Origin of the sequence: Facivitalis istanbulensis (assembly GCF_040560405.1) — a bacterium.
In the GTDB taxonomy this organism is placed as follows: domain Bacteria; phylum Pseudomonadota; class Alphaproteobacteria; order Sphingomonadales; family Sphingomonadaceae; genus Sphingomonas; species Sphingomonas istanbulensis.
In genome coordinates, this window is record NZ_JAVSCQ010000024.1 from 31,463 (window position 1) to 56,288 (window position 24,826).

Here is a 24,826-nt window from a genome sequence, read left to right on the forward strand (position 1 = left end):
TGCCGAGAAACATCGCGACAGGGCAGGGGCGAGGTGGTAAGCCCGCTTCATCGCCGGTTTGATGACTGCAAGCGCTGGCGACTGAGAGACGCTGGGCTCCCGCTTGTCGCGCTGGAGCCGGTTGATGGGTTTCTTCCATATTGCAGCGGGGACGGGCGGGGCATGATCGCACGTCTGTTCACCCGTTGGCTGCGCCGTCGTTACTGGAAGCGCATGGCGGCGCGACGATGAGCCGCTCGCCCCGATCCGCCGAGGACCATGAGCGGGTTCGCCGCGCGCTGACCGATGGGGTCCAGGCGGTGCAGGACCGGATCGCACCACTCTGGGCGAGGACGGCAAAGCCGCTGTCCGATCGCCAGCGGATCGTGCGCGCCCGCGTGACCCGCAATGCCTTTCGGGAACTGGATGTGCTGCTGGCCCATTGGGTCGGGCTGGTCGCCCGCCGGCCGGTGCGGATGTCGGCGATCGATCACTGGCGAGAGCGCGACGGTGACGCCTCGATGCTGGATTTGCGCTTCACGCCCGAGGAGGTGGTGCGGCTCGCCGCCGATTATCATCAGGTCGCGCCGTCCTCCTCCGGATTGCCGGGTTGCGAACGGGCTGCCTGATCCCCATATTGATGGCGCTTTAGTCGCATATCGACGGTTTTCGGAGCTTGGCCGCCCTTCTTCCTTCTTTCCCTGCTGTCGAGGCCCCCGGGCCGATCGATTCCCGGTCAGCCCTGTTTCAAGAAGGACCATCGCATGAGCCAGCAGAACGGCACCGTCAAATTCTTCAACGCCGACAAGGGCTATGGTTTCATCACGCCGGATCAGGGCGGCGCGGATGCGTTCGTTCACATCTCGGCGGTCGAGCGGGCGGGCATGATCTCGCTGCAACAGAACCAGCGTATCGGCTATGAGCTGGAAGAGGATCGTCGCGGCAAGATGGCGGCGGTCAATCTTCAGCCCGCCGACTGACGCGGACGCTACGGCGCGGTCCAATCGCGGGCCGCGCCACGGTTTTTCCCTGACGGGCCTGGGGTCCGTCGCCATGAAAGGTCGCCGTCATGCGTGATTCCGAAATGTATCTTCAGCGTGCCGCCGATTGTCGTACCCAGGCCGACCAGTCCCAACTGGCCAATGTCCGGGACCGCTGCCTGCGCGCCGAGGCGGCCTGGGCCGCGATGGCGCAGCGCTCGCTGCGGACCGAAGCGGCGCGGGATGCACGCGCAGCGGCCCTGCCGGTCGACGCCTGAGGCCTGCTGCAACAGACGTACCGTTTCAATCAACCCGTTCTCATGGCGCCGGCGGAGTAACTTTCGTGACGCAGTGAGGCGGTCGCGTGTGTCGATCGGGGGTTTACCGCTCCAGCGTCCGCCGGATCGCGTCAAGCGTCAGGGGACGCATCGCGGCATAACCGGCGACGGTGGGGTGGACGCCGTCCTTGGCAAAGCCCGGCTTCATCCCGCCGTCCGGCGTCGCCAGGACATGATGATAATCGATATAGGTGAAGCCGTTGCGCCTCGCATAATCCTGCAGCCAGCGGTTGAAGGCCTGGATCTGCGGCGCGGGGCGCTTGGCGGGGTTCCAGGAAAAGGCGATCGCGGGCGGAATGGAGGCAAGGATCACCTTGATCCCGTGCGCCCGGGCCAGTTCGGCCATTGACTGGATATGGCCCTGCACCGTCTCCATCGTCGCCGCGCCGGTATTGCCCGCGATGTCATTGGTACCCGCCATGATATGGACGGCACGGGGATGGAGCGCGATCACGTCCTGCCGAAAGCGGACCAGCATTTGCGGCGTGGTCTGGCCGCTGATCCCGCGATCGACCAGCCCGTTCGTGAAGAGGTCGCGATCGGCGTTGATCCAGCCATCGGTGATCGAATCCCCCATGAACACGACGCGCACCGGCGTGCGCGCGGCGAGCAGCCGGGCATTGTCTTCGCGATAGCGACAAAGCTGCCCAAAATCGCGGGTCAGCATGTGCAGGTTGGTCATCTGCCACCCGCCTGCCTGTTCGATGCCATGGTCGGTGGGGCAGGGACTGTCGACGATACCGGCCGGATCGTCGGCATGGGGATCGCCGGGAATCCTGGTCTGCGCGGCCAGCGGCGTGGCGACCAGCAGGGCACCTGTCAGTGCTGCGGCAAATCCGGTCTTCATGTCATCCCCTCCTCGATCCTTGTCGGACATTGATACCCCTCGTTTGCGCCCGCTCACAAGCGGAGGGAGGATAAAGGGCTTTGCGCCCGGCGATCGGCGGCCTAGCCATAGGGGGGACGCCCTTGCGTCATCGGGAGAGCCCATGCACCGTCGCCAGTTCCTCGCCTCGGCCAGCCTGACCGTCGTCGCGGCTGCCTTGCCGTATCGCGCCTTTGCCGCCCCCGGGGCCCGCGATGCAGAGTTGCGCGCGCTGCTTGATCGTTTCTTCTACGACCGGCTGGACGACAGCCCCGAACAGGCGACCTCGCTGGGTCTGGACGTGGGGCCGCGCGCCGCGCTGAAGTCGCGATTGGACGACACGTCGCGCGCGGGCCAGGCTCGGGATTTCGCGCGGGCCCGGCGCGAGTTGGCGGCGTTGCGGGCCATTCCGCGCGAGGCGCTGGGGGATGCGGCGCGACTGGATTACGACATCGTCGCCTATAGCCTGGACCAGGTGGTGGCGGGCGAACGCTACGGCTTCGGGACGGCTGCAGGGCGCTATGCGCCCTATGTCCTGACGCAGCTGAGCGGCGCGTATCGCGACGTGCCCGATTTCCTGTCGAGTCAGCACCGCGTGGCGGACGTCGCCGATGCGGATGCCTATGTCGCACGGGTCGCGGCGCTTGCCGGGGTGATCGATGCCGAGACCGAGCGGCAGCGCGAGGATGCGGGCAGGGGCAAGGGCATCTTCGCCCCGGACTATATCCTCGACACGACGCTCCGGCAGCTGGCGGCGGTACGCGACAGGCCGCCCGAGCAGACGGGCCCGGTCGTCGATCTGGCCGCCAAGCTGAAGGCCGCCAGCCTGCCGCCCGACCGCGCGCAGGCGGTGGCGCAGGTGATGCGCGAGCGCGTCTTTCCCGCGCTCGACCGGCAGCGCGCGCTCGTGACCGAGTTGCGCGGCTTGGCGGTACATGACGCGGGCGTCTGGCGCCTGCCCGATGGCGAGGCCTATTACAGCGCCGCGGTCGCGGCCGCGACGACCACGGCAATGACCGGCGACGAGATCCACGCATTGGGTCTGGCGCAGGTGGCGGAGATCGGCGCGCGGATCGACACCATCCTGCAGGCGCAGGGGATGCGCCAGGGCAGCGTTGGCGATCGTCTGGTCGCGCTCAACAAGCGCCCCGACCAGCTCTATCCCAACACCGATCCGGGCCGCGAGGCGCTGCTGGCGCAATTGCGCGGACAGGTGGCGGCGATGACCCGGCGCCTGCCCCAGCAGTTTGCGGTCCTGCCCAGGGCACCGGTCGAAATCCGTCGCGTGCCCGAGGCGATCCAGGCGGGCGCGCCCGGCGGCTATTACCAGTCCGCCTCGCTCGACGGCAGCCGCCCCGCCATCTATTTCATCAATCTGCGCGATACGTTCGACCGGCCCAAATTCGGGCTGGCCACGCTTAGCTATCACGAGGCGGTGCCCGGCCATCATCTTCAGGTCATGTCGGCGCTGGAGAGCCAGGACATCCCGCTGATCCGGCGGCGTGGCTTCTATTCGGGCTATTCGGAGGGCTGGGCGCTCTATTCCGAGCAACTGGCGGACGAAATGGGCATGTATGAGGGTGACCCGCTGGGGCAGGTCGGCTTCCTGCAATCGCTGCTGTTCCGCGCGACCCGGCTGGTCGTGGATTCGGGGATGCATGCCAAAAGGTGGAGCCGCGAAAAGGCGACCGACTATCTGATCGCCACCACTGGTATCGCGCGCGGCCGGAGCCAGGGCGAGATTGATCGCTACACCGTCTGGCCGGGACAGGCGTGCAGCTACAAGATCGGTCACACCGTCTGGGTCCGCCTGCGCGACGCGGCGAGGGCGAAGGCGGGCGCGGATTGGGACCCGAAGGCGTTTCACCAGGTGTTGACGCTGGGCGCGATGCCGCTCGACATTCTCGAAAAGGTGGTGCGCGAACATATGGCCTGACGCTCGCGTTCATCCCCGGTTGCGGGAGGCCCGGCCATAGCGCCCCTTCGTCGCCATTGCCGCCGATCGAAACGCGGCGGCGGGATCGGCGTTTGGAAGGCTTGGCGGCGGCAGCGGAAAGGCAGAGGATGATAAGGCATGATCGGCGCATGATCTGGGCCGCGCTGACCCTGGGACTGGCGGGCGCAGCTGCTGCCCCCTTGCAGGCCGAGGATCCAGCACCGCGCCAGCTCGGCGCATGGACCGTGACGGTCAGCAAGGACCGGCAGGGCTGTTTCCTTACGCGCCAATATGATCGCAGCGGGGACACCACGCTGCTGCTCGGGCTCGATCGGGATGGTAGCAACCATCTGTCCGTGCTGAACGCCAATTGGTCGATCCGGCCGAAGGACAGGTTGAAGCTCGATTTCCGCCTGTCCAGGGGGAGCTATCCTCGCCATTTCGCGATCGGCATCGCGTCGGACGGAAAACGTGGCTTCGTGACCAGCTTCGAACCCAAATTCCCGGGCTATTTCGCCAGTGCGGCGATGCTGGCGATCGCGCGGGGCGATGTGCCGGTCGAACGGCTGGCGCTGGACGGCAGCGGGGCGGCCGTGACGGCGCTACGTCGCTGCGTCGATGGGCTGCGCAGCCCGCCCAGGGCGCAAGCACGCGACACAGTTGCGCCGGGGGACATCCCTCGCGATCCGTTCGCCCACACGCCGCGCCACCCATCGCGCCAGGCCCGGTGACCTGTCAGGATACGATGAAGCGCCCCAATAATAAGTTGTCATGTTTGTAGTTTTCGGTTCACCGACGAAGATGCACGATCAGTCATAATGCGTATTGGCAGAGTTGGGCGTATGGGCTTGAACGTTCCGGCTAGTTAACGACTGGAAGAATAGTAATGGTTGCTTACGCGTCAAAATCCCTGCTTGCTGCGATGATCGTGGCGGGTGGCCTCGGGCTGAGTGGTTGCGCCACCAAGTCCTTCGTTCGTGAACAGATCGCGCCGGTGAGCCAGCGTGTGGACACGCTGGAGGGTCGGTTGCAGGAAACCGACGGCACGGCCAAGTCGGCGCTGGCCCAGGCGCAGGCCGCCGCCGGACAGGCGCAGAATAACGGCCAGCGGCTGGATCAGCTCAACGGTCGCGTCGACGGCGTCGAACAGCGCCTGACCGTGCAGGAGCGCAAGCCCGCCCGGCGGCCGCGCCACTGATCGTGCGTTACTGATCGGATGCGGCGCGCCCATGATGGCCGGGTGCGCGGTCCAGGACGGTCCTCTTTCTATCGGCCTCTCTTTCGCGAGAGGGGCCGATCCTTGTTGAGCATGCCTTGCAGACGAAAATCCTGATTCGTGTCGCGTTGGGCGTGGCGCTGCTGCTGCCCGCTGCGGCCCCGGCGCAACCGCCCCGCGGGCATAAGCCCAAAGCGACCAAAGCCGCGCGCGCGGCGGCCCCCGCTGCCGATGCCGTGCGAATCGCTCCGTCGGCGGAGGCGGTTCGGGTCATCGACTGGATTTCGGCGACCGGCGACAATCACGCGCTACCCTGGGTCGTCGTCGACAAGCGCAATGCCGCGATGTTCCTGTTCGACGCCAGGGGAAAGCCGCGCGCCGCCGTGCCGGTGCTGGTCGGCATCGCGACCGGGGACGAGGCGACGCCGGGTGTCGGCAGCAAGCGACTGGGACAATTGGGCCCGGCGGAAAAGACCACCCCGGCCGGACGCTATCTGGCACGCTTCGGCATACCGGTGGCGGGCGAACGCATCCTGTGGGTCGATTATGCCACCTCGGTTGCGATTCATCCGATCCCCGGCGATGCTGGCCCCAGGGAAAAACGGCGCGAGCGGATGCTGTCGTCCACGCCCGACGACAATCGTATCACCTTTGGCTGTATCAACGTGCCCAAGGCCTTCTATGCCAAGGCGCTGCGGCCGCTGTTCCAGAAGAAGGGCGGCTACGTCTATATCCTGCCCGACTCTAAGCCGATCGAACAGGTCTTCCCCAATTTGCGCATGGAGGCGGTCCGACAGGCGATCGTGCCGGGCTGAGCCCGGTCCTGTCGCGATCTTCATCGCCTGTCCGCGGGGCTGGCGGCGGGGCGAAGGCCGTCCCGCAAATGCGAGGGCGGCGATAGAGCGCTTTGGCATCCGCGCGCATCTTTGCTAACGGCGTGCGCTAAAGCTTTTCAGGAAACCATTCCCCCCGTGTCCACGCCGCTCGACAAGATCCGCAACTTCTCCATCATCGCGCATATCGACCATGGCAAGTCGACGCTCGCCGATCGCCTGATCCAGTTCACCGGCGGCCTGACCGACCGCGAGATGAGCGAACAGGTTCTCGACAATATGGAGATCGAGAAGGAACGCGGCATCACCATCAAGGCGCAGACGGTGCGCCTGGCGTACAAGGCGCAGGATGGCGAGACGTACACGCTGAACCTGATGGACACGCCGGGCCATGTCGACTTCGCCTATGAGGTCAGTCGGTCGCTGGCGGCGTGCGAGGGCGCGCTGCTGGTCGTCGATGCGGCGCAGGGCGTCGAGGCGCAAACGCTGGCCAATGTCTATCAGTCGATCGAGCATGACCATGAGATCGTGCCCGTCATCAACAAGATCGACCTGCCCGCCGCCGAACCCGAAAAGGTCCGCGCGGAGATCGAGGATGTGATCGGCATCGATGCGTCCGGCGCGGTGCTGGCCAGCGCCAAGTCGGGGATCGGCATCGGCGAGATCCTGGAAGCGATCGTCAAGAACATTCCCGCGCCCAAGGGGGACGCGACCGCGCCGCTCAAGGCGATGCTGGTCGATAGCTGGTACGACCCCTATCTGGGCGTCGTGATCCTGGTCCGCGTCATGGAAGGGACGCTGAAAAAGGGGCAGCAGATCAAGTTCATGCAGGCGGGCACCACCCACCTGATCGACCGCGTCGGCTGTTTCCGGCCCAAGATCGAGCAGCTGTCCGAACTGGGCGTGGGCGAGATCGGCTTCATCACCGCGCAGATCAAGGACGTGGCGCAGGCGCGTGTCGGTGACACGCTGACCGATGCCAAGAAGCCGACCGAGCAGGCGCTGCCGGGCTTCAAGGAAGTCCAGCCGGTGGTGTTCTGCGGCTTGTTCCCGGTCGACGCCAACGACTTCGAAAAGCTGCGCGAGTCGATCAGTAAGCTGCGGCTCAACGACGCCTCGTTCAGCTTCGAGATGGAGACGTCGGCGGCTTTGGGCTTCGGCTTCCGTTGCGGCTTTCTGGGGCTGCTGCATCTGGAGATCATCCAGGAGCGGCTGACCCGCGAATATGACCTCGATCTCATCACCACCGCGCCGTCGGTGGTATACCAGATCGAACTGAGCCATGACGGCGGCCAGATCGACCTGCACAACCCCGCCGACATGCCCGATCCCAACAAGATCGCGTCGATCAGCGAGCCGTGGATCGAGGCGACCATCTATGTCCCCGACGAATATCTCGGCTCGATCCTGAAGCTGTGCCAGGATCGGCGTGGTATCCAGAAGAACCTGACCTATGTCGGCGGGCGGGCGCAGGCGACCTATGAACTGCCGCTCAACGAGGTGGTGTTCGACTTCTACGACCGGCTGAAGTCGCTGTCGAAGGGTTATGCCAGCTTCGACTATCACCAGATCGGCTATCGCGAGGGCGACCTCGTCAAGATGAGCATCCTTGTCAACGAGGAGCCGGTCGATGCGCTGTCGATGATCGTCCATCGCGGCACCGCCGAGACGCGCGGGCGCGGCATGTGCGAGCGGTTGAAGGAACTCATCCCGCGCCATCTGTTCAAGATTCCGATCCAGGCGGCGATCGGAGGCAAGGTGATCGCGCGCGAGACGATCAGCGCGATGCGCAAGGACGTGACCGCGAAATGCTATGGCGGCGACGCAACGCGCAAGCGCAAGCTGCTGGAAAAACAGAAAAAGGGTAAGGCGAAGATGCGCGAATACGGTTCGGTCAGCATCCCGCAGGAAGCCTTTATCGCCGCGCTGCGCATGGGCGACGAATCCTGAGGCAAACCGGCCCTGTCCCGATCGGGGCAGGGCCGGGCCTTGCTATCGCAGCGGCAGGAACAGGTCGGTCACCGCATCCTTTTCCGCGACATCGGGAAAGAACGTCACCCGCTGCGCATGGAGCGGGAAATCGCGCAACTCCTCGCCGCTATCGGGCAGCCAGTCGCGATAGAGGAACAGCGCGGCAGGCTCCAGATCGTCGCTCTGCCCGATGACGCGCAGCACCGCGCATCGGCCGCCGGGGATCAGCCCGGCCACCACGCCCTCGTCATCGGGCTCGATCCGCCGGTCGGTGGCGACGCACAGGTCCAGCCGATGCTCGGCGGGCGGCGTGGTGCGCGGATCGGTGTGGAAGATGGTGAAGGTCGCATGATCCTTCGGCTTCAGCCCCCGTGCCTTGCGCCATGCGATGAACCGCTGGATCGTGGCGGGCAGGGTGGTGAGATCGCCGCGATGGGTCATGATCGCGACCGGAATGGCGGGCCGGTCCTGAATGGTGACATCATGGACGGTGAAGGGAGGTGGCATCGATTGGTTCCTGGCTTGGTCGAGTGGCGCGAAGGCCGCGTGCCACGGTTCCCGATCGGGCGCCTTGCGGAACGCAGAGGGCGATCGTCCCAGACATCGGCGAAAGGCCCGCGCAAAGGCGTCGGGCGCGTCATAGCCCGCGTCGAACGCGATCTCCGTGATCCGGTCGGTGCGATAGGCCAGCCGATAGGCGGCGCGCTTCATCCGCACGAGATGGACATAGCGCGCCACCGGCAGCCCGGTCGTCGCCCCGAACTGGCGATGGAAATGAAAGGGCGAGAAGGCGGCGATCCCGGCCAGCGTCTCCACGCTGCAATCGCCGTCCGCATGCCCCTCGATATGATCGAGGACGCGGCGCATCCGATCGCGATAGGGGCTGCCCGTCACCGTCATCTCCTTCGTCCGTGGTGGACCATCGATGCCCCGATCCGGCGATGGCCGCGCGACCGATCTTGCGCGATCCACGTCAAAAGACCCGCCCGGTATCCCGGACGGGCCTTTCAACGCCTGGCGGAAGCCGCGATCAGAAGGCGATCTTGATCGTCCCCCGATAGGACTGGTTCTCGACATCCTTGCGTTCGAAGGTCGTGTCCGCCCCGACCGACAATTGGACGCGGCCGGCGATGTAGGACAGGCCCATGCTGGCCTCGCCCCAGTTCCGGTCATGGCCGGGCAGCGCGAACAGCGCGGAGGGGCCGATGCCGCCCGCGAAGTTGGCCCCGAACACGCCGGGCCGGTCCTCGAAGTCATGGACATAATAGGCCGAGGCATAGGGCCTGAACGGCCCGTCCGCGCTCAGCACCAGGCCCGCGCGCGCCTGGACGCTGTTATAATCCTGCCGATCGTAGCGCAGCGCCGGGCCACCGCCGGTTTCGGGCGTGGGGGTGAAGCCCAGATGGCTGACCCGTCCCGCGATGCGCGGACCGAATTTCAGCGCGCCGAAATCATAGGTCTTGGACAGGCCGATCTCGCTCGACAGCGCCAGCGCATTGTCGCGCGACCGCAGGTCATAGGCGATCCCCGCCAGTGAGACACGACGCTCGGTTCGCGCCTGGAAAAGCCCTGCGCTGAACTGGCTGTCCAGCGCGACACCGCCGAGTTCGGCCTTGCCGTAGAGCGTGCCCTGATACAGTTCGCCGCGCGCATATTGGCCGAACGAGGTGTTGCCGGTGGTCTTGGTGTAGGAGAAGCCGAAACCGATCACGCTCGCTTCGTCCACTTCGGTCTCGATGCCGGTGGCGATATAGAAACCATCAAACCGGTCGCGGATGTTGGAGACCGCCGTATTCGGCAAGGCCCGGCTGCGCCCGTCGAGATAGCCGCCCGCGAGGAACACGGCGATATTTTCCGGCAGGACATTTTCGCGCATCGACACGCCGCCGCTATCCGTGGCCATCTGCGCCTGGCTCCCCGCCAGGTTGCTCATCGCCAGGCTGGCGACCTGGACCGGCCTGCCGATCATGGTCAGCGTCCCGCCCAGGCCGTCCCGCGGCGACAGCGTCGCCAGCCGATCGCGGAAGAAGCGGGCGCTGTTGTCGAGCGCCATCGTGCCCTGCGCGCGCTTCAGCGCCTCGGTCGAGGGGGCGAGCCCCTCCAGCGTGGAGCGGATGGTCGCCGCCGATTGCAGGTCGAGCGTGCCATAGAGATCGCGGAAATTGCCCTGGACCGACCGGTTCTGGTCGAGCAGGCGCGCATAGCCGGTCTGATAGGGCGTGTTGGCGACGACATTGGCATAGGCGCCCGCGACGATCTGGGTCGTGACCGCATTGGCGGCATAGTTCAGCGTCGGGGTCAGGATCGCGCTGAGCGCGGTCGGCGTATTGAACCGGCCCGACACGCCGCCGGTCGCGGTGGCGATCGTATAGACGTCGCCCGCGCGGATGAGATGGCCGCTGACCGACGCGAAGCCGACCGAGCCGCCGACGTTCAATTGCCCGCCGGTGCCGTTATTGGCGACCACCGCGATCCGGTCCGCCGTGTTGCCCGGCCCGACATCGATCAGCAGCTGCGTGCCCGAGGCGAGGACGACATTGCCGCCAAAGGTCAGTGTGCCGATCGTGCCTGTCGTTCCCGGCGCGATCATGCCCGCCACGCTGGTGAAGAAGGGCGCGTTGATCCGGCCACTGCCCTGCAATCCGCCGCCGAGCATCAGGTAATCGCCGCCCGTCGTGATCGTCCCGTTATTGGCGACCATGCCGGTCAGGTGGTTGAAATCCGCCATGGTCGTCAGCGCGCCGCTGCTGGCGACGGTCAGCCGTGCCTGCGCGCCGTTGATCGTGACGCGGTCGATCGCCGCCGCCGAGCTGAGCGTGGTGGTGCCCGCCGCCGAGAGGGTGACGTCGAAATAGCGCGCCGCAACGGTCTTGGCCGGGTTCACATTGTTCGGCGTAAAGTTGCTCGCCCCCGCCAGCCCATTGGCCAGGGTTGCGGCGGGCAGCGTGGTGGCGGTGCTGCCAGTGGCCTGCGCTTGGTCCAGCGCGATGCGACTGTTGTCGGTCAGCTGCGTCTTGGCCTTGGCATTGGCGTCGTTGCCCTGGGCCGTCTCGCCGCCGCCAGTCTGGCTGGCGATGGTGCCGGTCTGGACGTTGAAGCACGCCACGCCGTCGCAGATCTCGCCGAACTTGTTGCTCGGATCATTGGCGGTGCCGAGGCCGGGCGAGGACGGGACGCCGTTCACCAACTGGCCGTTCTGGATGATCTGATAGGCCGGGTCGGTCGTCGTCACCCAATGGGTGCCGTCCTCCCATGCCCCGTCGCCCGCCTTGGCCGCGACATAGCGATAAGGGTTGTTGGCGGCGATATAGTCCCAGAAAAGATAGAGCGGCTGGTAGAAGGATGAGGTGCCGTAGCTGGACGAGGCCTGCGCGCTGTAGAAGCGGCTGCCGCCCGACAGCACGCCGATCACGACCTGGCGCGCGAAGGTCTTGTCGAGGATCAGCGGGCCGCCCGAATCGCCACCCGCGGTCGTGCCTTCATTGGGCAGCGCGTCGTCGCGGAACAGGTTGAAGTCGAACCGGCTGGCCGCCGCCGAGCCGCGCCGGGGATCGTCGAAGTCGATCTGGTAGAGATTCTGCGGCAGGTTCGCGCCCTGGCCGAACAGCCACAGATTGCGGTCGTCGAGCGAACCGAGCAGGCCGATATAGTTCTCGGCGATGCGACGGCGATAATCGATCCCGCCCGTGTCGCCGTTATTGCCGACGCCGTTGCGGCCATAGCCGGTGACGGTGACGTGATAGCCGGTGCCGGTCGCGTTGTTGATCGCGGCGGGCGCGGGCAGCGCGGACAACAGGATCGCCCAGGTCGGAACGCCGGTCGCGGGGGTGTCCAGCGTGGCAAGCGCGACATCGCCCTCCAGAAAGCCGGTGCTCGCCGAGGCGGGGTTCCAGGCGACCTGATTGACGCTGTACAGCGCGTTGGCGGTCTTGGTCTTGAACTGGTTGGGGTTGGCCGCGCCGCCAAGCGTCGAGAGGAACCATTCGCGCACGCCGGGCAGGTTGTTCGCCTTGAAACCAAAAGCGATGGGCGTGCCGCCGGTCGCGCTGCCATAGCTGTCGGCGGGGGCGTCGTTGACGCAATGGGCGGCGAAGATCACCGTGCGCGGATTGATCAGCGTGCCGGTGCAAAGACCGATGCCGCCCCCCGATCCGGCGACGAACATCTGGCCGACGCCATTCACGCCCCCCGCGCTGTCGATCGCACTGGTCGTGGTGCCGGGCTGGGAGATGACGATCTGCGATTCGTCGGTCACTTTCAGGTCGGGGATCGATCCGAGCCGGTCGCTCCCGCGCGCATGGGCGGTATCCATGGCATATTCGGGACGGACCATTCCCGCGCCGTCGGAAAACGATTGGGCCTGCACTCCAGCAGGCAAGGCCAGCAGCGCGCTGGATGCCAGCAGCATCGCCCGGCGTCCGCCGGACAGGCGCATGAAAATCCCCTGCATCATATCGTCTCCCCCTGTATAAGCGGTCGAATTTTTCGTACCGCTTCATCAGAGGCTATTCGTGAAATTTCCGACAGACAATCGTTAAATTTCCAAAGCTTTGTATGTAGGCGGGGAACAATTGACCGTCGTCGTGACGATGAAAGCAAATTGGACCATGGCAAGGTTTCGGGTTGGGAAAATGGTAGCGCGTAAACTGTCCATCATCCTGCTGACATTGATGGCCGCTCCGGCGCTGGCGCAGGACAAGGGGCCGTTGGTCTTGGCGGCGGCCAGTCTTCAGGAATCGATGAGTGCGGCGGCGGACGCCTGGGCTGCCCGTGGCCATCCGCGTCCGGTCATTTCCTTCGCCGCGTCCTCGGCGCTTGCGCGGCAGGTGCAGGCGGGAGGCAAGGCCGATCTGTTCGCTTCGGCGGATGAGGAATGGATGGACGTCCTCCAGCGCGACGGGCTGCTCGCGGATCGGACGCGCAGCGCCTTTTTGGGCAATCGCCTGGTCGTGATCGCGCCGGCGGGGCAGGGCGGACAGGTCACCACGCGGACATTGGGCAAGACGCTGTCGGCCGGGCCGCTCGCCATGGCCGATACGGACAGCGTGCCGGCGGGGAAATATGGCAAGGCCGCGCTGGAGCGTCTGGGCGCCTGGTCGATGGTGGCGCCGCATGTCGTGCGCGCCGAAAGCGTGCGTGCCGCGCTGGCGCTGGTCGAGCGGGGGGCGGCCCCTTATGGCATCGTCTACGCCACCGATGCCAAGGCGTCGCCGCGCGTCCGGGTGGCAGGCATGTTCCCGATCGGCAGCCACCCGCCGATCAGCTATCCGCTTGCCCGGTTGAAGGCTTCGACCAACCCGGAGGCCGAAGGATTCCGTCATTTCCTTCTGTCGACGGATGGCAAGGTGATTTTCCGGCGTTATGGCTTTTCGACGAAATGAGCCTGACGATGTGATGCTGTCGACGGAAGAATGGGGAATTGTTCGCCTCTCGCTGCTGGTCGGCGGGACGGCGATGCTCGTTACGGTGCCCATCGCCTTCGCGCTGGCCTGGGCGCTGGCGCGCGGGCGGTTTCCGGGCAAGGTGCTGCTCGACGGGATCGTCCATCTGCCACTGGTGGTGCCGCCGGTCGTGACCGGCTGGGCGCTGCTGCTCGCCTTTGGACCGCATGGGCCGATCGGCGCACGGCTGGCCGACTGGTTCGGGGTCAGCGTGTTGTTCCGCTGGACCGGGGCGGCGATTGCGGCGGGGGTGATGGCGTTGCCGCTGGTCGTGCGGGCCATGCGCCTGTCGATCGAGGCGGTCGATCCGCGCCTGGAGCAGGCGGCGCGGACGCTGGGCGCGGGGCGTTGTCGGGTCTTTGCCACCATCACCCTGCCGCTCTGTGCGCCCGGCGTGCTGGCCGGGCTGGTGCTGGGCTTTGCGCGGTCGATCGGCGAGTTCGGCGCGACGATCACCTTCGTGTCGAACGTGCCGGGCGAGACGGCGACGCTGCCGCTCGCCATCTATTCGGCGCTCCAGCGACCGGATGGCGAGGCGATGGTATGGCGGCTGGCGGCGATCTCGGTCGCGCTGTCGCTGGTCGCGCTCATCATCTCCGAATGGCTGGCGCGGCGGATGGGACGGGGGCTGCATGTCCTTTGACGTCGCGTTGCGGGTGCAGCGGGGGGAGCGCCGGATCGCTGCCGCCTTCGTCACGGGGCCGGGGGCGACGGTGTTGTTCGGCCCGTCGGGCGTGGGCAAGACCAGCATCCTGCAAATGGTGGCGGGGTTGCTCCGCCCGGATGCCGGGCATGTCCGCGTGGACGGCGCGACGCTGTTCGACGCGCAGGCGAGGGTGAACCTTCCGCCCGAGCGGCGGCGCATCGGCTATGTCTTTCAGGAGCCGCGCCTGTTCCCGCATATGCGGGTCGCGGCCAATCTGCGGTACGGCATGACCGGACGAACAGGCGACTGGGACGGCGTGATCGCGATGTTGGGGATCGGCCATCTGCTCGACCGCTGGCCGCGCAGCCTGTCCGGTGGGGAGGCGCGGCGGGTCGCGATCGGGCGCGCGCTGCTCAGCGATCCGCGCGTCCTGTTGCTGGACGAACCGCTGTCCTCGCTCGATCGCGCGCGGCGGGGCGAGATACTCGACGCGCTGGTCGCGGTGCGGGACAGCACCGGCATCCCGATCCTGATGGTCACCCATGACCCGGACGAAGCCGAACGGATCGCCACCGCGATTGTCCGGCTCTGAGCGGGCGCGTCAGGCCTGTCCCCACTCGCGGCTGATCTCGATCGATCGGTGCCGCCCCCCGATCTGGGCAGCCCCGGCGGCCAACACCGGGGCAAGAGGTCGGAGAAATCAGCGTGGTGGAGTCGCGGTCGGCATAACGCTCCCTGGATCAGGCGTGGCGAGGAACGGGCGGGCATCGGGCGACGTCGATACTGTCCGGGCCTCAGAACAGCGTCGTCAGAAGCACGCCGCCGACGATCGCGATGCCCGACAGGATCTGCCGCGCGCCGAGCGTCTCGCGGAACAATCGGTGGCCCGCCATGGCGGCGATCGGCGCTTCGATGATGCCGAGTGCCCGTACCGGCGCGGCGGGCGAGAGCGCGAGCGCGACGAACCATCCGGCCGAGGCGCAGGCTCCGCACAGCCCGGCGCCGAGCGATGGCCGCCAACGCCGCAGCACTTCGGCCAGTGTCGCGGGATCGCGCAAGGCCAGGATCAGGCCGAGCGCGACGGCCTGCATGGCCTGCACCACCGCCACGCAGACCAGGGCGGCGAAAACGGGATGCCCCGGGTCGAGCGCGAGCGCGGCGTGCCGAAAGGCGTTCAGCGAAAAGCCGAAGAACAACCCCGATGCCAGCCCCATCGCCGCGCCGATCAGCGACGCCTTGCGCTGTTCCGCCGGGGGCCAGGACAGGGCGACAAGGCCCGCCGTGGTGATGGCGACACCGATCCAGGCCACTGTGCTGATCCGGTCCTGATAGACGATCAGCCCGAGCAGCGCGGCCAGCGGCAACGAGCTTTGCTGGAGCGCGGTGCCGACCGCGAAGCCCGAGCGGCGCATGGCGTCGAGGAGCGCGGCGGTGGCCAGCACCTGCGAGGTCGCGCCGACGATCGCCGACAGCCAGAAGACGCCGTTCCAGTGGAGATCGGCACCGGGCATGGCGAAATGCGCGACGGTGACGAAGACGATCGAGAAGGGCAGGCCGAACAGGAACCGGACCAGCGTCGCCCCCCAGGGCCCCGAGGAGGACATAACCCCGCGTTGCAGCGCGTTGCGACCGACCTGAAAGGTGGCGGCGGCGATGGTGGCGGGAATCCATAGGGGGTTCGACATCGGGTATCCCTTTCATGACGGCATGACGGAGTGCGCCAGCCACAAACGAAAAGAGCGGCCCGTTGCCGGACCGCTCCTTCGTGCTTCGTGGCAAGTCCTCGGATGGCTTTGGCCATCCAGGGCTGCCCGCGTCTTAGCGCTTCGAGAACTGGAAGCTGCGACGCGCCTTGGCGCGGCCATACTTCTTACGCTCGACGGCGCGGCTGTCGCGGGTCAGGAAGCCAGCGGCCTTGACCGGCGCGCGCAGGACCGGCTCGTACTTGGTCAGCGCCTGGCTGATGCCATGCTTGACCGCGCCGGCCTGGCCCGACAGGCCGCCGCCCTTCACGGTGCAGACGACGTCATACTGGCCTTCGCGCTCGGTGATGCCGAACACCTGGTTGATGACGAGGCGCAGCGTCGGACGCGCGAAATAGACTTCCTGGTCACGACCGTTGATCGTGATCTTGCCCGAACCCGGCTTCAGCCAGACGCGAGCGACGGCGTCCTTGCGGCGGCCGGTCGCATAGGCGCGGCCATATTTGTCCAGCTCCTGCTGGCGGAGCGGCGCGCGGGGCTGCTCGACGACGGGCGCGGCAGGCGCTTCACCGGCGACGGCGGGCTCTGCCGAGACGACAGCGGCCTGCTGGTTGAGGGCGGCGCCGAGATCGGCGAGCGACTGGCGGTTATCGGACATTATGCGCCCACCTTGTTCTTGCGGTTCATCGCCGCGATGTCGAGGACTTCGGGGTTCTGCGCGGCGTGCGGATGCTCGGTGCCGGCGAAGATGCGCAGGTTGCGCATCTGCTGACGGCCCAGCGGACCGCGCGGGATCATGCGCTCCACGGCCTTTTCCAGAACGCGCTCGGGGAAGCGGCCTTCCAGGACCTTGGCGGCGGTGATGCCCTTGATACCACCGGCGTAACCGGTGTGCTTGTAATACACCTTCTGGCCCAGCTTGTTGCCGGTGAAGCGCACCTTGTCCGCGTTGATGACGATGACGTTGTCACCGCAATCGACGTGCGGGGTGAAGGACGGCTTGTGCTTGCCGCGCAGGATGTTCGCGATGATGGTGGCGGCGCGGCCGACAACAAGGCCGTCGGCGTCGACGATATGCCACTTCTTCTCCACCTCGTGCGGCTTGGCCGCCTTGGTGGTCTTCATGAGCGCCTTCATGGGCGTGAGACCTTTCGGTTTGAAATGCAACACGCCGCCCTTTGTCTCGGGCGGCGCGGACGAGTGGCCAATGCTGGAGACACCCTAAAAAGTCAAGCAAAGCGGGCCTTTGCTGACGGGTATTATGATACCCTATGGTTCCGTCGGGCGCTGCCGAGCCGGTGGGCGCAGGTGGTCGCGGCGATGAGCAGCAGCGCGGCATTGGCCTGGTGCGTGACCGCGATGTCGATCTGGACGCCGCTCAGCAGTGTGGCGATGCCCAGGCCGATCTGCACCAGGACCAGCACGACGACCAGCCAGCCAGCGCGCAGTGCCCCGGCGCGGATCGTGCGGCTGGCCATCCAGATGAGCATCGCCGCGGCGGCGAAGGCGAACCAGCGATGGATGAACTGCACCACGACCGGGTTGTCGAAGGCATTGGCGATGGCGGGGGTCATCATCGGCGTGCCGGCGGGGAACCATGCGTCGCCCATCAGCGGCCAGCTTGAAAAAGCATAGCCCGCGTCCAGCCCGGCGGTCAGCGCGCCGAACATCAACTGCACGAACAGCGTCAGCACCGCGCCCGCGCCCAGCAGGGTCGGGCGCGCCGGCGCGGCCAGCCGGTCCTGGTGCAGCGCGCGCAGATCGAGCGCGGTCCACACAATCCCGGCCAGGATGAACAGCGCGGTCAGCAGATGGACGGTCAGCCGGATATGGCTGACATCGGTACGATCGACCAGACCGGAGGCGACCATCCACCATCCGATCGCCCCTTGCAGCCCGCCCAGCGCGAGCAGCGCCAGCAGGCGCGGCTTATAGCCGACGGGAATCGCCTTGCGCAGCCAGAACCAGAGGAGCGGCAGGGCAAAGGCCATGCCGATCACGCGTCCGAGCACCCGGTGCAGATATTCCCAGAAAAAGATCGCCTTGAACCCGGCGAGCGTCATGTCGCGGTTGAAGGTCCAATATTCGGGAATACGCTTGTAATTGTCGAATTCGGCCTGCCACTGCGCCTGGGTGAGCGGGGGGACGATGCCGGTGATCGGCTTCCACTCGGTGATCGAAAGCCCGCTATTGGTCAGGCGGGTGATCCCGCCGACGACGACCATCGCGACGATCAGCGCGGCAACGGTGAACAGCCAGCGGGCAAGGGCGCGGGGACGGGCAGTGACCATGAAAGCGGGGCTTGGTTGCAACATGCCCTCATCATAGGAACTGTGGATATCGGGCGATAGTGGACGTAATGCCCCTTTTTCGATCGCGATGGCCGCCATTCAGGATATCGCGTGCCGTCATGCTCTGCGGCGTAATGGCGTCCGGGCCATGGGCAACGCCGATCGCGTCGCCAGAGCCATTGCGTGTCCGTCGAAGCAGGGCGCTGGCCTTGCTCCGGCCCCGGTCAGCCCTTAAGTCGAGCCCATGGCGCAGATGCATCACCATCAGGAGCCCGAAGGGGCCGATCTGGCTCAGGCGGCCAAGGCGACGCTCGAACGGGCGGGCGAGCAATGGACCGCGATGCGCGCGAGCGTGTTCGAGGTGCTGGCGGGGTTTGAAAAGCCCGCCTCGGCCTATGACATCGCCGACGCCATGTCCAAGGCGCAAGGGCGGCGCGTCGCGGCGAACAGCATCTATCGTATCCTAGACCTGTTTGTCGGCGCAAATCTGGCGCGGCGGGTGGAAAGTGCCAATGCCTATGTCGCGAACGCGCATCCCGATTGCCTTCATGACTGCATCTTCCTGGTGTGCGACCAGTGCGGGCAGACGACCCATATCGATGACGACCGGCTGACCGATGCGGTCCGTGACGCGGCACGCGGGGCGGGGTTCCGCCCCGAGCGGCCGGTCATCGAGGTGCGTGGTCGCTGCGCCGATTGCGCCAAGGACTGACGGCCAAGGACTGGCCGCCAAGGCCGGACGGGGGATCAGCCTGCGGGCGGCGCGCCTTCGCCCTGCCACTTTACCGGAATGCGCAGATAGGAGACGCCGTTCGCCTCGGCGGGGGCGAAGTGACCGGCGTGGATATTGACCTGGATCGACGGCAGCAGCAGCTTGGGCACCGCCAGGGTGGTGTCGCGGGCCTCGCGCATCGCGACGAAATCATCCTCGCTCACCCCGTCATGGACATGGACGCTGGTGTGCCGCTGTTCACCGACCGTCGTTTCCCAGCGATAATCGCCCCGCCCCGGCGCCTTATAGTCATGGCACATGAACAGCCGCGTCTCATCCGGTAGCGACAGCAGCTTGCGGATCGAGCGGTAGAGCGTGCGCGCATCGCCGCCGGGGAAGTCGGCGCGCGCGGTGCCGTAGTCGGGCATGAAGAGCGTGTCGCCGACAAAGACCGCATCGCCGATCCGATAGGCGATGTCGGCCGGCGTGTGGCCGGGGACATGCATCACCTCCACCGTCAATTCGCCGATCGCGAACCGGTCTCCATCCTCGAACAGCCGATCGAAATCCGAGCCGTCGGTGTTCAATTCCGTCATGCAGAATACCGGGCGAAAGATCTTCTGCACATCCCGGATATGCGCGCCGATCCCGATCCATGCCCCGGTATGCGCCTTGATGAAGGGGGCGGCGGACAGATGGTCGGCATGGGCATGGGTTTCCAGCACCATGGCGATCCGCCAGTCCTGGGCCTCCGCGAAATGCACGATCCGCTCGGCCGACCGGGTGTCGGCCGCGCCGCTGGCCATGTCGAAGTCCAGGACCGGGTCAATCACTGCCGCGACCCGCGTCGCGGGATCGCCGACCAGATAGCTGATCGTGTTGGTGGGCTCGTCGAAAAACGCCTCGATGAAGGGTTGCGCCATGATGTTCCTCCTGATGGTCTTGACTATATGTGAGTTATATCTAAATTAGCAATACCTAATGGAGTAGCCTTAATGCTGAAACCGCCCATGAATCTGGCGACCTTCGAAGCGAAGGCGAGCGAGGTCGCGGCCATGCTCAAGGCGATCGGCAATGCCCGGCGGCTGATGCTGCTGTGCAAGCTGGTCGAGTTTGGGGAGATGGCGGTGAGCGATCTCGCGCGCGACGTCGGCCTGTCGCAATCGGCCTGTTCGCAGCATCTGGCCCGGATGCGGGACGAAGGGCTGGTCAGCTTTCGACGCGAGAGCCAGACCCTCTGGTATCGAATCACCGATCCGCGGGTGGAGACGCTGCTCGCCACCCTGTATCAGCTTTATTGCAAGGATTGATGCGATGACCCTCAAGGCGATTTCGCCCGCCGATGCCCGGACCGCGATCGCGGCGGGCGCACGATTGATCGACATTCGCGGCACCGACGAACATGCGCGCCAGCATATCCCCGGTGCGCAGAACGTGCCGCTCGACCGGATGAGCGACCTGAAATCCGACGGGCGGCCGGTGGTGTTCCATTGCCGTACCGGCATGCGGACCTCGGCGAATGCCGCGGCGCTGGCGGCGGCGGCGCGGGGCGTGCCGTCTTATGTGCTGACCGGCGGCATCGATGCATGGCGTAGCGCCGGGCATCCGGTCGTCGCCAACCGGTCTCAGCCGATGGAAATCATGCGGCAGGTGCAGATCACGACGGGTTCGCTGGTCCTGATCGGCGTGCTGCTCGGCTTGTTCGTGTCACCCGGCTTTTTCGCGCTGTCCGGGCTCGTCGGGGCGGGGCTCCTCCTTGCCGGGGTCAGCGGCTGGTGCGGCATGGCGCATCTGTTGCGCGTCATGCCCTGGAATCGCCGCGTGGCGGCCTGACCGGGCGATGGATACCATCCTTGCCACGCTGCTGTCGGGTGGACTGATCGGCCTTGTCCTGGGGCTGGTCGGCGGCGGCGGATCGATCCTGGCGGTGCCGCTGCTCGTCTATGTCGTCGGCGTCGATTCGCCGCATGCGGCGATCGGGACGGCGGCGGTGGCGGTCACCGTGAATGCGCTCGCCAGCCTGGTCGGCCATGCCCGCGCGGGTCGCGTCAAGTGGCGCTGTGCCGGTGTCTTCGCGGTGGCGGGGATGATCGGGGCCGCGCTGGGCGCCGAGCTGGGCAAGGCGATGGACGGCAAGCGGCTGCTCGCGCTGTTCGGCCTGCTCATGATCGGGGTCGGCCTGTCGATGCTGCGCAAGCGGCGCGGGACGGAAGCCCCCGATGTGCGGCTGACGCGGGAGAGCGCGACGACCTTGCTGCCCCGGCTGGTGCCGATCGGGCTGGGCGTCGGGCTGGCGGCGGGGTTCTTCGGGATCGGCGGGGGTTTCCTGATCGTGCCGGGGCTCATTCTCGCCACTGCCATGCCCTTGCCCTATGCGATCGGCACCTCGCTGGTCGTGGTCAGCGCGCTGGGTCTGACCACGGCGTCCTCCTATGCGCTGTCTGAGATGGTCGACTGGCCGATCACCGGCCTGCTGGTCGCCGGCGGTGTCCTGGGCACGGCGGCGGGGATCGCGCTGGGACGGCGATTGGCGACCCGTAAGGGGCTGCTGGAAAAGGGATTCGCGGCCGTCGTGATCGTGGTCGGCGGCTATGTGCTGTTCACGTCGCTCTAGCCGGGGAATGCTTGGCCCGGCTGGATCCGTGTTGGCTTAGTCGCGCGGCCGAACCGGGCGGGGTCGAGACGCCTCGCGCCTTGGCCGTCGATCGGGGGCATGGGCCGAGACCCGTCACCACCGTCCGGGGGATTGTCCCGTTTCTGGCGTCTCGCTTCCTGTCATCTTCATGACATGGAAGGGCGGTTGCAATCGACACCACCGATTTGGTGCGATAAGCCGGTGTGATGGCAGATATTCCTCAGACCCCGTTGCTCGATACGGTTCACACGCCCGACGATCTCCGGCGGCTCGCGCCCGAGCAGTTGCGGCAACTGGCCGATGAGTTGCGGACCGAGACGATTTCGGCGGTCGGCACCACGGGCGGTCATCTGGGTTCCGGGCTCGGCGTGGTCGAACTGACCGTGGCGCTCCATTATGTGTTCAACACGCCCGCCGACCGTCTGGTGTGGGACGTCGGGCACCAATGCTATCCGCACAAGATCCTGACCGGACGGCGCGATCGCATCCGCACGCTGCGCCAGGGCGGTGGCCTGTCGGGGTTCACCAAGCGGGCGGAAAGTGAATATGATCCGTTCGGCGCGGCGCACAGCTCGACCTCGATCTCCGCGGCGCTCGGCTTTGCCGTTGCCAACAAGCTGGCAGGCACACCGGGCAAGGGCATTGCGGTCATCGGTGACGGCGCGATGTCGGCGGGCATGGCCTATGAGGCGATGAACAACGCCGAACAGGCGGGCAACCGCCTGATCGTCATCCTGAACGACAACGACATGTCGATCGCCCCGCCGGTCGGCGGCCTTTCCGCCTATCTGTCGCGTATCGTGTCGAGCCGTGAGTTCCTGGGCGTGCGTGAGGCGCTGAAGAAGCTCGCCAAGCGCTTCCCGCGCCCGTTCCAGCAGGCGGCGCGCAAGACCGACGAGTTCGCGCGCGGCATGACCATGGGCGGCACCTTCTTCGAGGAACTGGGCTTTTATTATGTCGGTCCGATCGATGGCCATAATCTCGACCATCTGATCCCGGTCCTGGAGAATGTCCGCGACGCCGAAGAGGGCCCGATCCTGATCCATGTCGTCACCAAGAAGGGCAAGGGCTATGCCCCGGCCGAGGCCGCGGCGGACAAATATCACGGGGTCCAGAAGTTCGACGTCATCACCGGCGCGCAGGCCAAGGCGCCCCCCGGACCGCCCGCTTATCAGAATGTCTTTGGCGAGGCGCTCTCCCGCGAGGCCGAGAGCGACCCCCGGATTTGCGCGATCACCGCCGCCATGCCCTCCGGGACGGGGCTGGACCGCTTCGCGGCGCGCCATCCCGAGCGGTTCTTCGATGTCGGTATCGCCGAGCAGCATGCGGTGACCTTCGCGGCGGGGCTCGCGGCGCAGGGGATGCGGCCCTTCTGCGCGATCTATTCCACCTTCCTCCAGCGTGCCTATGACCAGGTGGTCCATGACGTCGCGATCCAGAACCTGCCGGTCCGTTTCGCGATCGACCGCGCGGGGCTGGTCGGCGCGGACGGCGCGACCCATGCGGGCTCGTTCGACGTCACCTATCTGGCCAGCCTGCCCAACATGGTGGTGATGGCCGCCGCCGATGAGGCGGAACTGGTCCATATGGTCCATACCTGCGTCAATCATGACTCGGGGCCGATCGCGGTCCGCTATCCGCGCGGCAATGGCGTCGGCGTGGCGCTGCCCCAGACCCCCGAACTGCTGGAGATCGGCAAGGGGCGGGTCGTGCGCGAGGGCAAGACGGTCGCGATCCTCTCGCTCGGCACCCGCCTGGCGGAGGCCCTGCGCGCCGCCGACACGCTGGAGGCCAAGGGGTTGTCGACCTCGGTCGCCGATCTTCGCTTCGCCAAGCCGCTCGACGAGGCGTTGATCCGCCGGATGCTGACTAGCCATGAAGTGGCGGTCACGATCGAGGAGAATGCGATCGGCGGCTTCGGCGCGCATGTGCTGACCCTGGCGTCGGACGAAGGGCTGATCGATGCGGGCCTCAAGCTGCGCACGATGCGCCTGCCCGATATCTTCCAGGATCAGGACAAGCCCGAGGTGCAATATGCGCAGGCCGGGCTGGACGCCGATGCGATCGTCGAGACGGTGCTGAAGGCGCTGCGCCACAACAGCGCCCATGTCACCGACCAGGCGAGCGGGGGCGCGCGCGCATGATCCGGGGATGGACCGCCGTCATCGTCTTCACGGCGCTGGCGGTGGTAATGCTGGTCGGCGTCAATGTGCGCATGTGGCGACGATTGAAAGCCGTCACCGCGGCCGCGAAGGCCGAGGCGGAGCGGGAACGGCTTGAGGGCGCGGCGGCGTCGGAGTCGGGGCCTCGTTCGGTCTGAGCGGCGGCCAAGGTCGTGGCAATTCGGCACCGTCGCGACCGCCCCGGCGAGCGGCCGGGGCGATGGGACGGGCGGGGCGCGATGCGGCGTCCCCGCGAAGTGTCACCCGAGATAAAACGCCTGCGCCGCATCGGTCGCGTTGATCGCCAGCACCGCGCGGGCCTCGCTCGGCGAGAGCGGACCTGACGGTGTCGGCCGGTCGGCGCCGCTTGCCGCGATGACCCGACCCAGCAGGTTCTGCCCCTCCTGCCACCAGCCCAGTCCGCTCGCGGCATTGATATGGCCCTGATGCCCGGCATCGATGAAATGGCTGCCCCAGTCGACCGCCAGGCTGTGCGCGCGCTCGATCGAAATCCAAGGATCGTCCTGGCTGGCGACGAGGATCGACGGAAAGGGCAATGGTGTGTGCGGGGAGGGGGAAAAGCCCTTCAGCGCGTCCGGCGCGTCGGGCCGGTCGACATCGGCGGGGGCGACCAGCAGCGCGCCCGCCACCGGCCAGCCATAGGGTTGCGGCGACAATTCGGCCCACCACGCCACCGCCAGACAGCCCAGCGAATGCGCGGCGAGGATGACCGGTGCCTGGGCCTGCCGGATCGCTTCGTCCAGCCGCGTGACCCAGGCATTGCGGTGCGGTGTCGACCACATGCCGAGTTCGACCCGGATGGTGTCTGGCCGTGCCTCTTCCCACAATGTCTGCCAGTGCGAGCGCCCCGAGCCGCCCAGGCCCGGTACGGTGAGAACGGTGGGCTTGCGAGCCTCATAGGATGCGAACGAACCCATATGGCATCTCCTTGTTGCCAGGGTCGGGGGGCCGAACCGCGATTGGGAATCGGCTGCACAGCGACATCGCAGTTGAAGGGTCAGCGACATCGTAGATGACGTGTGGGGGGAAGCGGAGGCCGGGCGTAGCCCGGACGTAGCTTCCCCCCACACGGGCGCGGGTTTCCCCGTGCCGTTGGC

At 66.7% G+C, this 24,826-nt stretch carries 26 protein-coding genes; 17 read left to right on the top strand and 9 right to left on the bottom strand.

Annotation, left to right across the window (positions count from 1 at the left end):
* The first annotated feature begins 227 nt into the window (after positions 1-227).
* The 3 genes from RN629_RS13425 (at position 228) to RN629_RS13435 (ending at position 1,237) form a co-directional block, all read left to right on the top strand.
* Complete coding sequence (locus RN629_RS13425; RefSeq protein WP_407035649.1) at positions 228-608, top strand: hypothetical protein; 381 nt, start codon at positions 228-230, stop codon at positions 606-608.
* Between the two features lie 135 nt (positions 609-743).
* Entirely contained in the window at positions 744-959 is a 216-nt protein-coding gene (locus RN629_RS13430; protein WP_407035650.1) for a cold-shock protein, read from the top strand.
* 89 nt (positions 960-1,048) lie between these two features.
* Positions 1,049-1,237 (top strand): hypothetical protein, encoded by a 189-nt coding sequence (locus tag RN629_RS13435; RefSeq protein ID WP_407035651.1) that lies wholly within the window; start codon positions 1,049-1,051, stop codon positions 1,235-1,237.
* Between the two features lie 103 nt (positions 1,238-1,340).
* Here RN629_RS13435 and RN629_RS13440 read toward each other — a convergent pair whose 3' ends face one another.
* Entirely contained in the window at positions 1,341-2,144 is an 804-nt protein-coding gene (locus tag RN629_RS13440; protein WP_407035652.1) for an SGNH/GDSL hydrolase family protein, read from the bottom strand.
* Between the two features lie 142 nt (positions 2,145-2,286).
* Here RN629_RS13440 and RN629_RS13445 point away from each other — a divergent pair, with 142 nt between their 5' ends.
* The 5 genes from RN629_RS13445 to lepA all read left to right on the top strand — a co-directional run bounded on the left by RN629_RS13445 (position 2,287) and on the right by lepA (position 8,097).
* Positions 2,287-4,098: a DUF885 domain-containing protein gene (locus RN629_RS13445; protein ID WP_407035653.1), complete on the top strand. Its 1,812-nt coding sequence runs from the start codon at positions 2,287-2,289 to the stop codon at positions 4,096-4,098.
* A 149-nt stretch (positions 4,099-4,247) separates the two neighbouring features.
* Positions 4,248-4,829, top strand: a complete 582-nt coding sequence (locus RN629_RS13450; RefSeq protein ID WP_407035654.1) for a hypothetical protein — start codon at positions 4,248-4,250, stop codon at positions 4,827-4,829.
* Positions 4,830-4,984: 155 nt separating this feature from the next.
* Positions 4,985-5,296: a hypothetical protein gene (locus RN629_RS13455; protein WP_407035655.1), complete on the top strand. Its 312-nt coding sequence runs from the start codon at positions 4,985-4,987 to the stop codon at positions 5,294-5,296.
* A gap of 116 nt (positions 5,297-5,412) precedes the next feature.
* Positions 5,413-6,129 (top strand): hypothetical protein, encoded by a 717-nt coding sequence (locus RN629_RS13460; protein ID WP_407035656.1) that lies wholly within the window; start codon positions 5,413-5,415, stop codon positions 6,127-6,129.
* A 156-nt stretch (positions 6,130-6,285) separates the two neighbouring features.
* Positions 6,286-8,097, top strand: coding sequence for a translation elongation factor 4 (lepA, locus tag RN629_RS13465; protein WP_407035657.1), 1,812 nt, complete (start codon positions 6,286-6,288; stop codon positions 8,095-8,097).
* A gap of 42 nt (positions 8,098-8,139) precedes the next feature.
* On the opposite strand, the gene RN629_RS13470 is transcribed toward lepA, so the two are convergent.
* Positions 8,140-9,018 (bottom strand): AraC family transcriptional regulator, encoded by an 879-nt coding sequence (locus tag RN629_RS13470; RefSeq protein ID WP_407035658.1) that lies wholly within the window; start codon positions 9,016-9,018, stop codon positions 8,140-8,142.
* Positions 9,019-9,148: 130 nt separating this feature from the next.
* Positions 9,149-12,571 (bottom strand): autotransporter family protein, encoded by a 3,423-nt coding sequence (locus RN629_RS13475; RefSeq protein WP_407035659.1) that lies wholly within the window; start codon positions 12,569-12,571, stop codon positions 9,149-9,151.
* Between the two features lie 178 nt (positions 12,572-12,749).
* Here RN629_RS13475 and modA point away from each other — a divergent pair, with 178 nt between their 5' ends.
* Genes modA through RN629_RS13490 form a run of 3 tightly spaced genes read left to right on the top strand, consistent with a single transcriptional unit; the run spans position 12,750 to position 14,797 of the window.
* Entirely contained in the window at positions 12,750-13,499 is a 750-nt protein-coding gene (modA, locus tag RN629_RS13480) for a molybdate ABC transporter substrate-binding protein (RefSeq protein WP_407035660.1), read from the top strand.
* A 13-nt stretch (positions 13,500-13,512) separates the two neighbouring features.
* On the top strand, positions 13,513-14,202 hold the full coding sequence (gene modB, locus RN629_RS13485; RefSeq protein WP_407035677.1) for a molybdate ABC transporter permease subunit: 690 nt from the start codon (positions 13,513-13,515) through the stop codon (positions 14,200-14,202).
* A complete protein-coding gene (locus RN629_RS13490) occupies positions 14,192-14,797 on the top strand; it encodes an ATP-binding cassette domain-containing protein (protein WP_407035661.1) in 606 nt (201 codons plus the stop codon). Before modB ends, RN629_RS13490 begins: the two co-directional genes overlap by 11 nt.
* Positions 14,798-14,999: 202 nt before the next feature.
* On the opposite strand, the gene RN629_RS13495 is transcribed toward RN629_RS13490, so the two are convergent.
* The 4 genes from RN629_RS13495 to RN629_RS13510 all read right to left on the bottom strand — a co-directional run bounded on the left by RN629_RS13495 (position 15,000) and on the right by RN629_RS13510 (position 18,223).
* On the bottom strand, positions 15,000-15,890 hold the full coding sequence (locus RN629_RS13495; protein ID WP_407035662.1) for a DMT family transporter: 891 nt from the start codon (positions 15,888-15,890) through the stop codon (positions 15,000-15,002).
* A gap of 133 nt (positions 15,891-16,023) precedes the next feature.
* Positions 16,024-16,566: a 30S ribosomal protein S9 gene (gene rpsI, locus RN629_RS13500; protein ID WP_407035663.1), complete on the bottom strand. Its 543-nt coding sequence runs from the start codon at positions 16,564-16,566 to the stop codon at positions 16,024-16,026.
* Complete coding sequence (gene rplM / locus RN629_RS13505) at positions 16,566-17,045, bottom strand: 50S ribosomal protein L13 (protein WP_407035664.1); 480 nt, start codon at positions 17,043-17,045, stop codon at positions 16,566-16,568. Before rplM ends, rpsI begins: the two co-directional genes overlap by 1 nt.
* A 122-nt stretch (positions 17,046-17,167) precedes the next feature.
* The gene (locus tag RN629_RS13510) at positions 17,168-18,223 is read right to left on the bottom strand and encodes a COX15/CtaA family protein (protein ID WP_407035665.1); all 1,056 of its coding nucleotides are present in this window, start codon (positions 18,221-18,223) and stop codon (positions 17,168-17,170) included.
* 220 nt (positions 18,224-18,443) lie between these two features.
* On the opposite strand from RN629_RS13510, the gene RN629_RS13515 reads away from it, so the two are divergent.
* Complete coding sequence (locus RN629_RS13515; protein ID WP_407035666.1) at positions 18,444-18,911, top strand: Fur family transcriptional regulator; 468 nt, start codon at positions 18,444-18,446, stop codon at positions 18,909-18,911.
* Positions 18,912-18,946: 35 nt separating this feature from the next.
* On the opposite strand, the gene RN629_RS13520 is transcribed toward RN629_RS13515, so the two are convergent.
* Positions 18,947-19,834 carry an MBL fold metallo-hydrolase gene (locus RN629_RS13520; RefSeq protein ID WP_407035667.1) on the bottom strand — a complete coding sequence of 296 codons (888 nt, stop codon included), beginning with the start codon at positions 19,832-19,834 and terminating at the stop codon, positions 18,947-18,949.
* Positions 19,835-19,906: 72 nt separating this feature from the next.
* Here RN629_RS13520 and RN629_RS13525 point away from each other — a divergent pair, with 72 nt between their 5' ends.
* From RN629_RS13525 to RN629_RS13545, 5 genes are all read left to right on the top strand, one after another.
* Positions 19,907-20,221, top strand: a complete 315-nt coding sequence (locus RN629_RS13525; RefSeq protein WP_407035668.1) for an ArsR/SmtB family transcription factor — start codon at positions 19,907-19,909, stop codon at positions 20,219-20,221.
* Positions 20,222-20,225: 4 nt separating this feature from the next.
* Positions 20,226-20,744 (top strand): rhodanese family protein, encoded by a 519-nt coding sequence (locus RN629_RS13530; protein ID WP_407035669.1) that lies wholly within the window; start codon positions 20,226-20,228, stop codon positions 20,742-20,744.
* Positions 20,745-20,751: 7 nt separating this feature from the next.
* Positions 20,752-21,525 (top strand): sulfite exporter TauE/SafE family protein, encoded by a 774-nt coding sequence (locus RN629_RS13535; protein ID WP_407035670.1) that lies wholly within the window; start codon positions 20,752-20,754, stop codon positions 21,523-21,525.
* Between the two features lie 227 nt (positions 21,526-21,752).
* Positions 21,753-23,690 (top strand): 1-deoxy-D-xylulose-5-phosphate synthase, encoded by a 1,938-nt coding sequence (gene dxs, locus RN629_RS13540; RefSeq protein ID WP_407035671.1) that lies wholly within the window; start codon positions 21,753-21,755, stop codon positions 23,688-23,690.
* Positions 23,687-23,866 (top strand): hypothetical protein, encoded by a 180-nt coding sequence (locus tag RN629_RS13545; RefSeq protein ID WP_407035672.1) that lies wholly within the window; start codon positions 23,687-23,689, stop codon positions 23,864-23,866. The genes dxs and RN629_RS13545 overlap by 4 nt, the downstream gene beginning before the upstream one ends.
* A 102-nt stretch (positions 23,867-23,968) precedes the next feature.
* Here the strand turns inward: RN629_RS13545 and RN629_RS13550 are convergent, their stop codons facing one another.
* Entirely contained in the window at positions 23,969-24,646 is a 678-nt protein-coding gene (locus RN629_RS13550; protein WP_407035673.1) for an RBBP9/YdeN family alpha/beta hydrolase, read from the bottom strand.
* Positions 24,647-24,826: the final 180 nt, after the last annotated feature.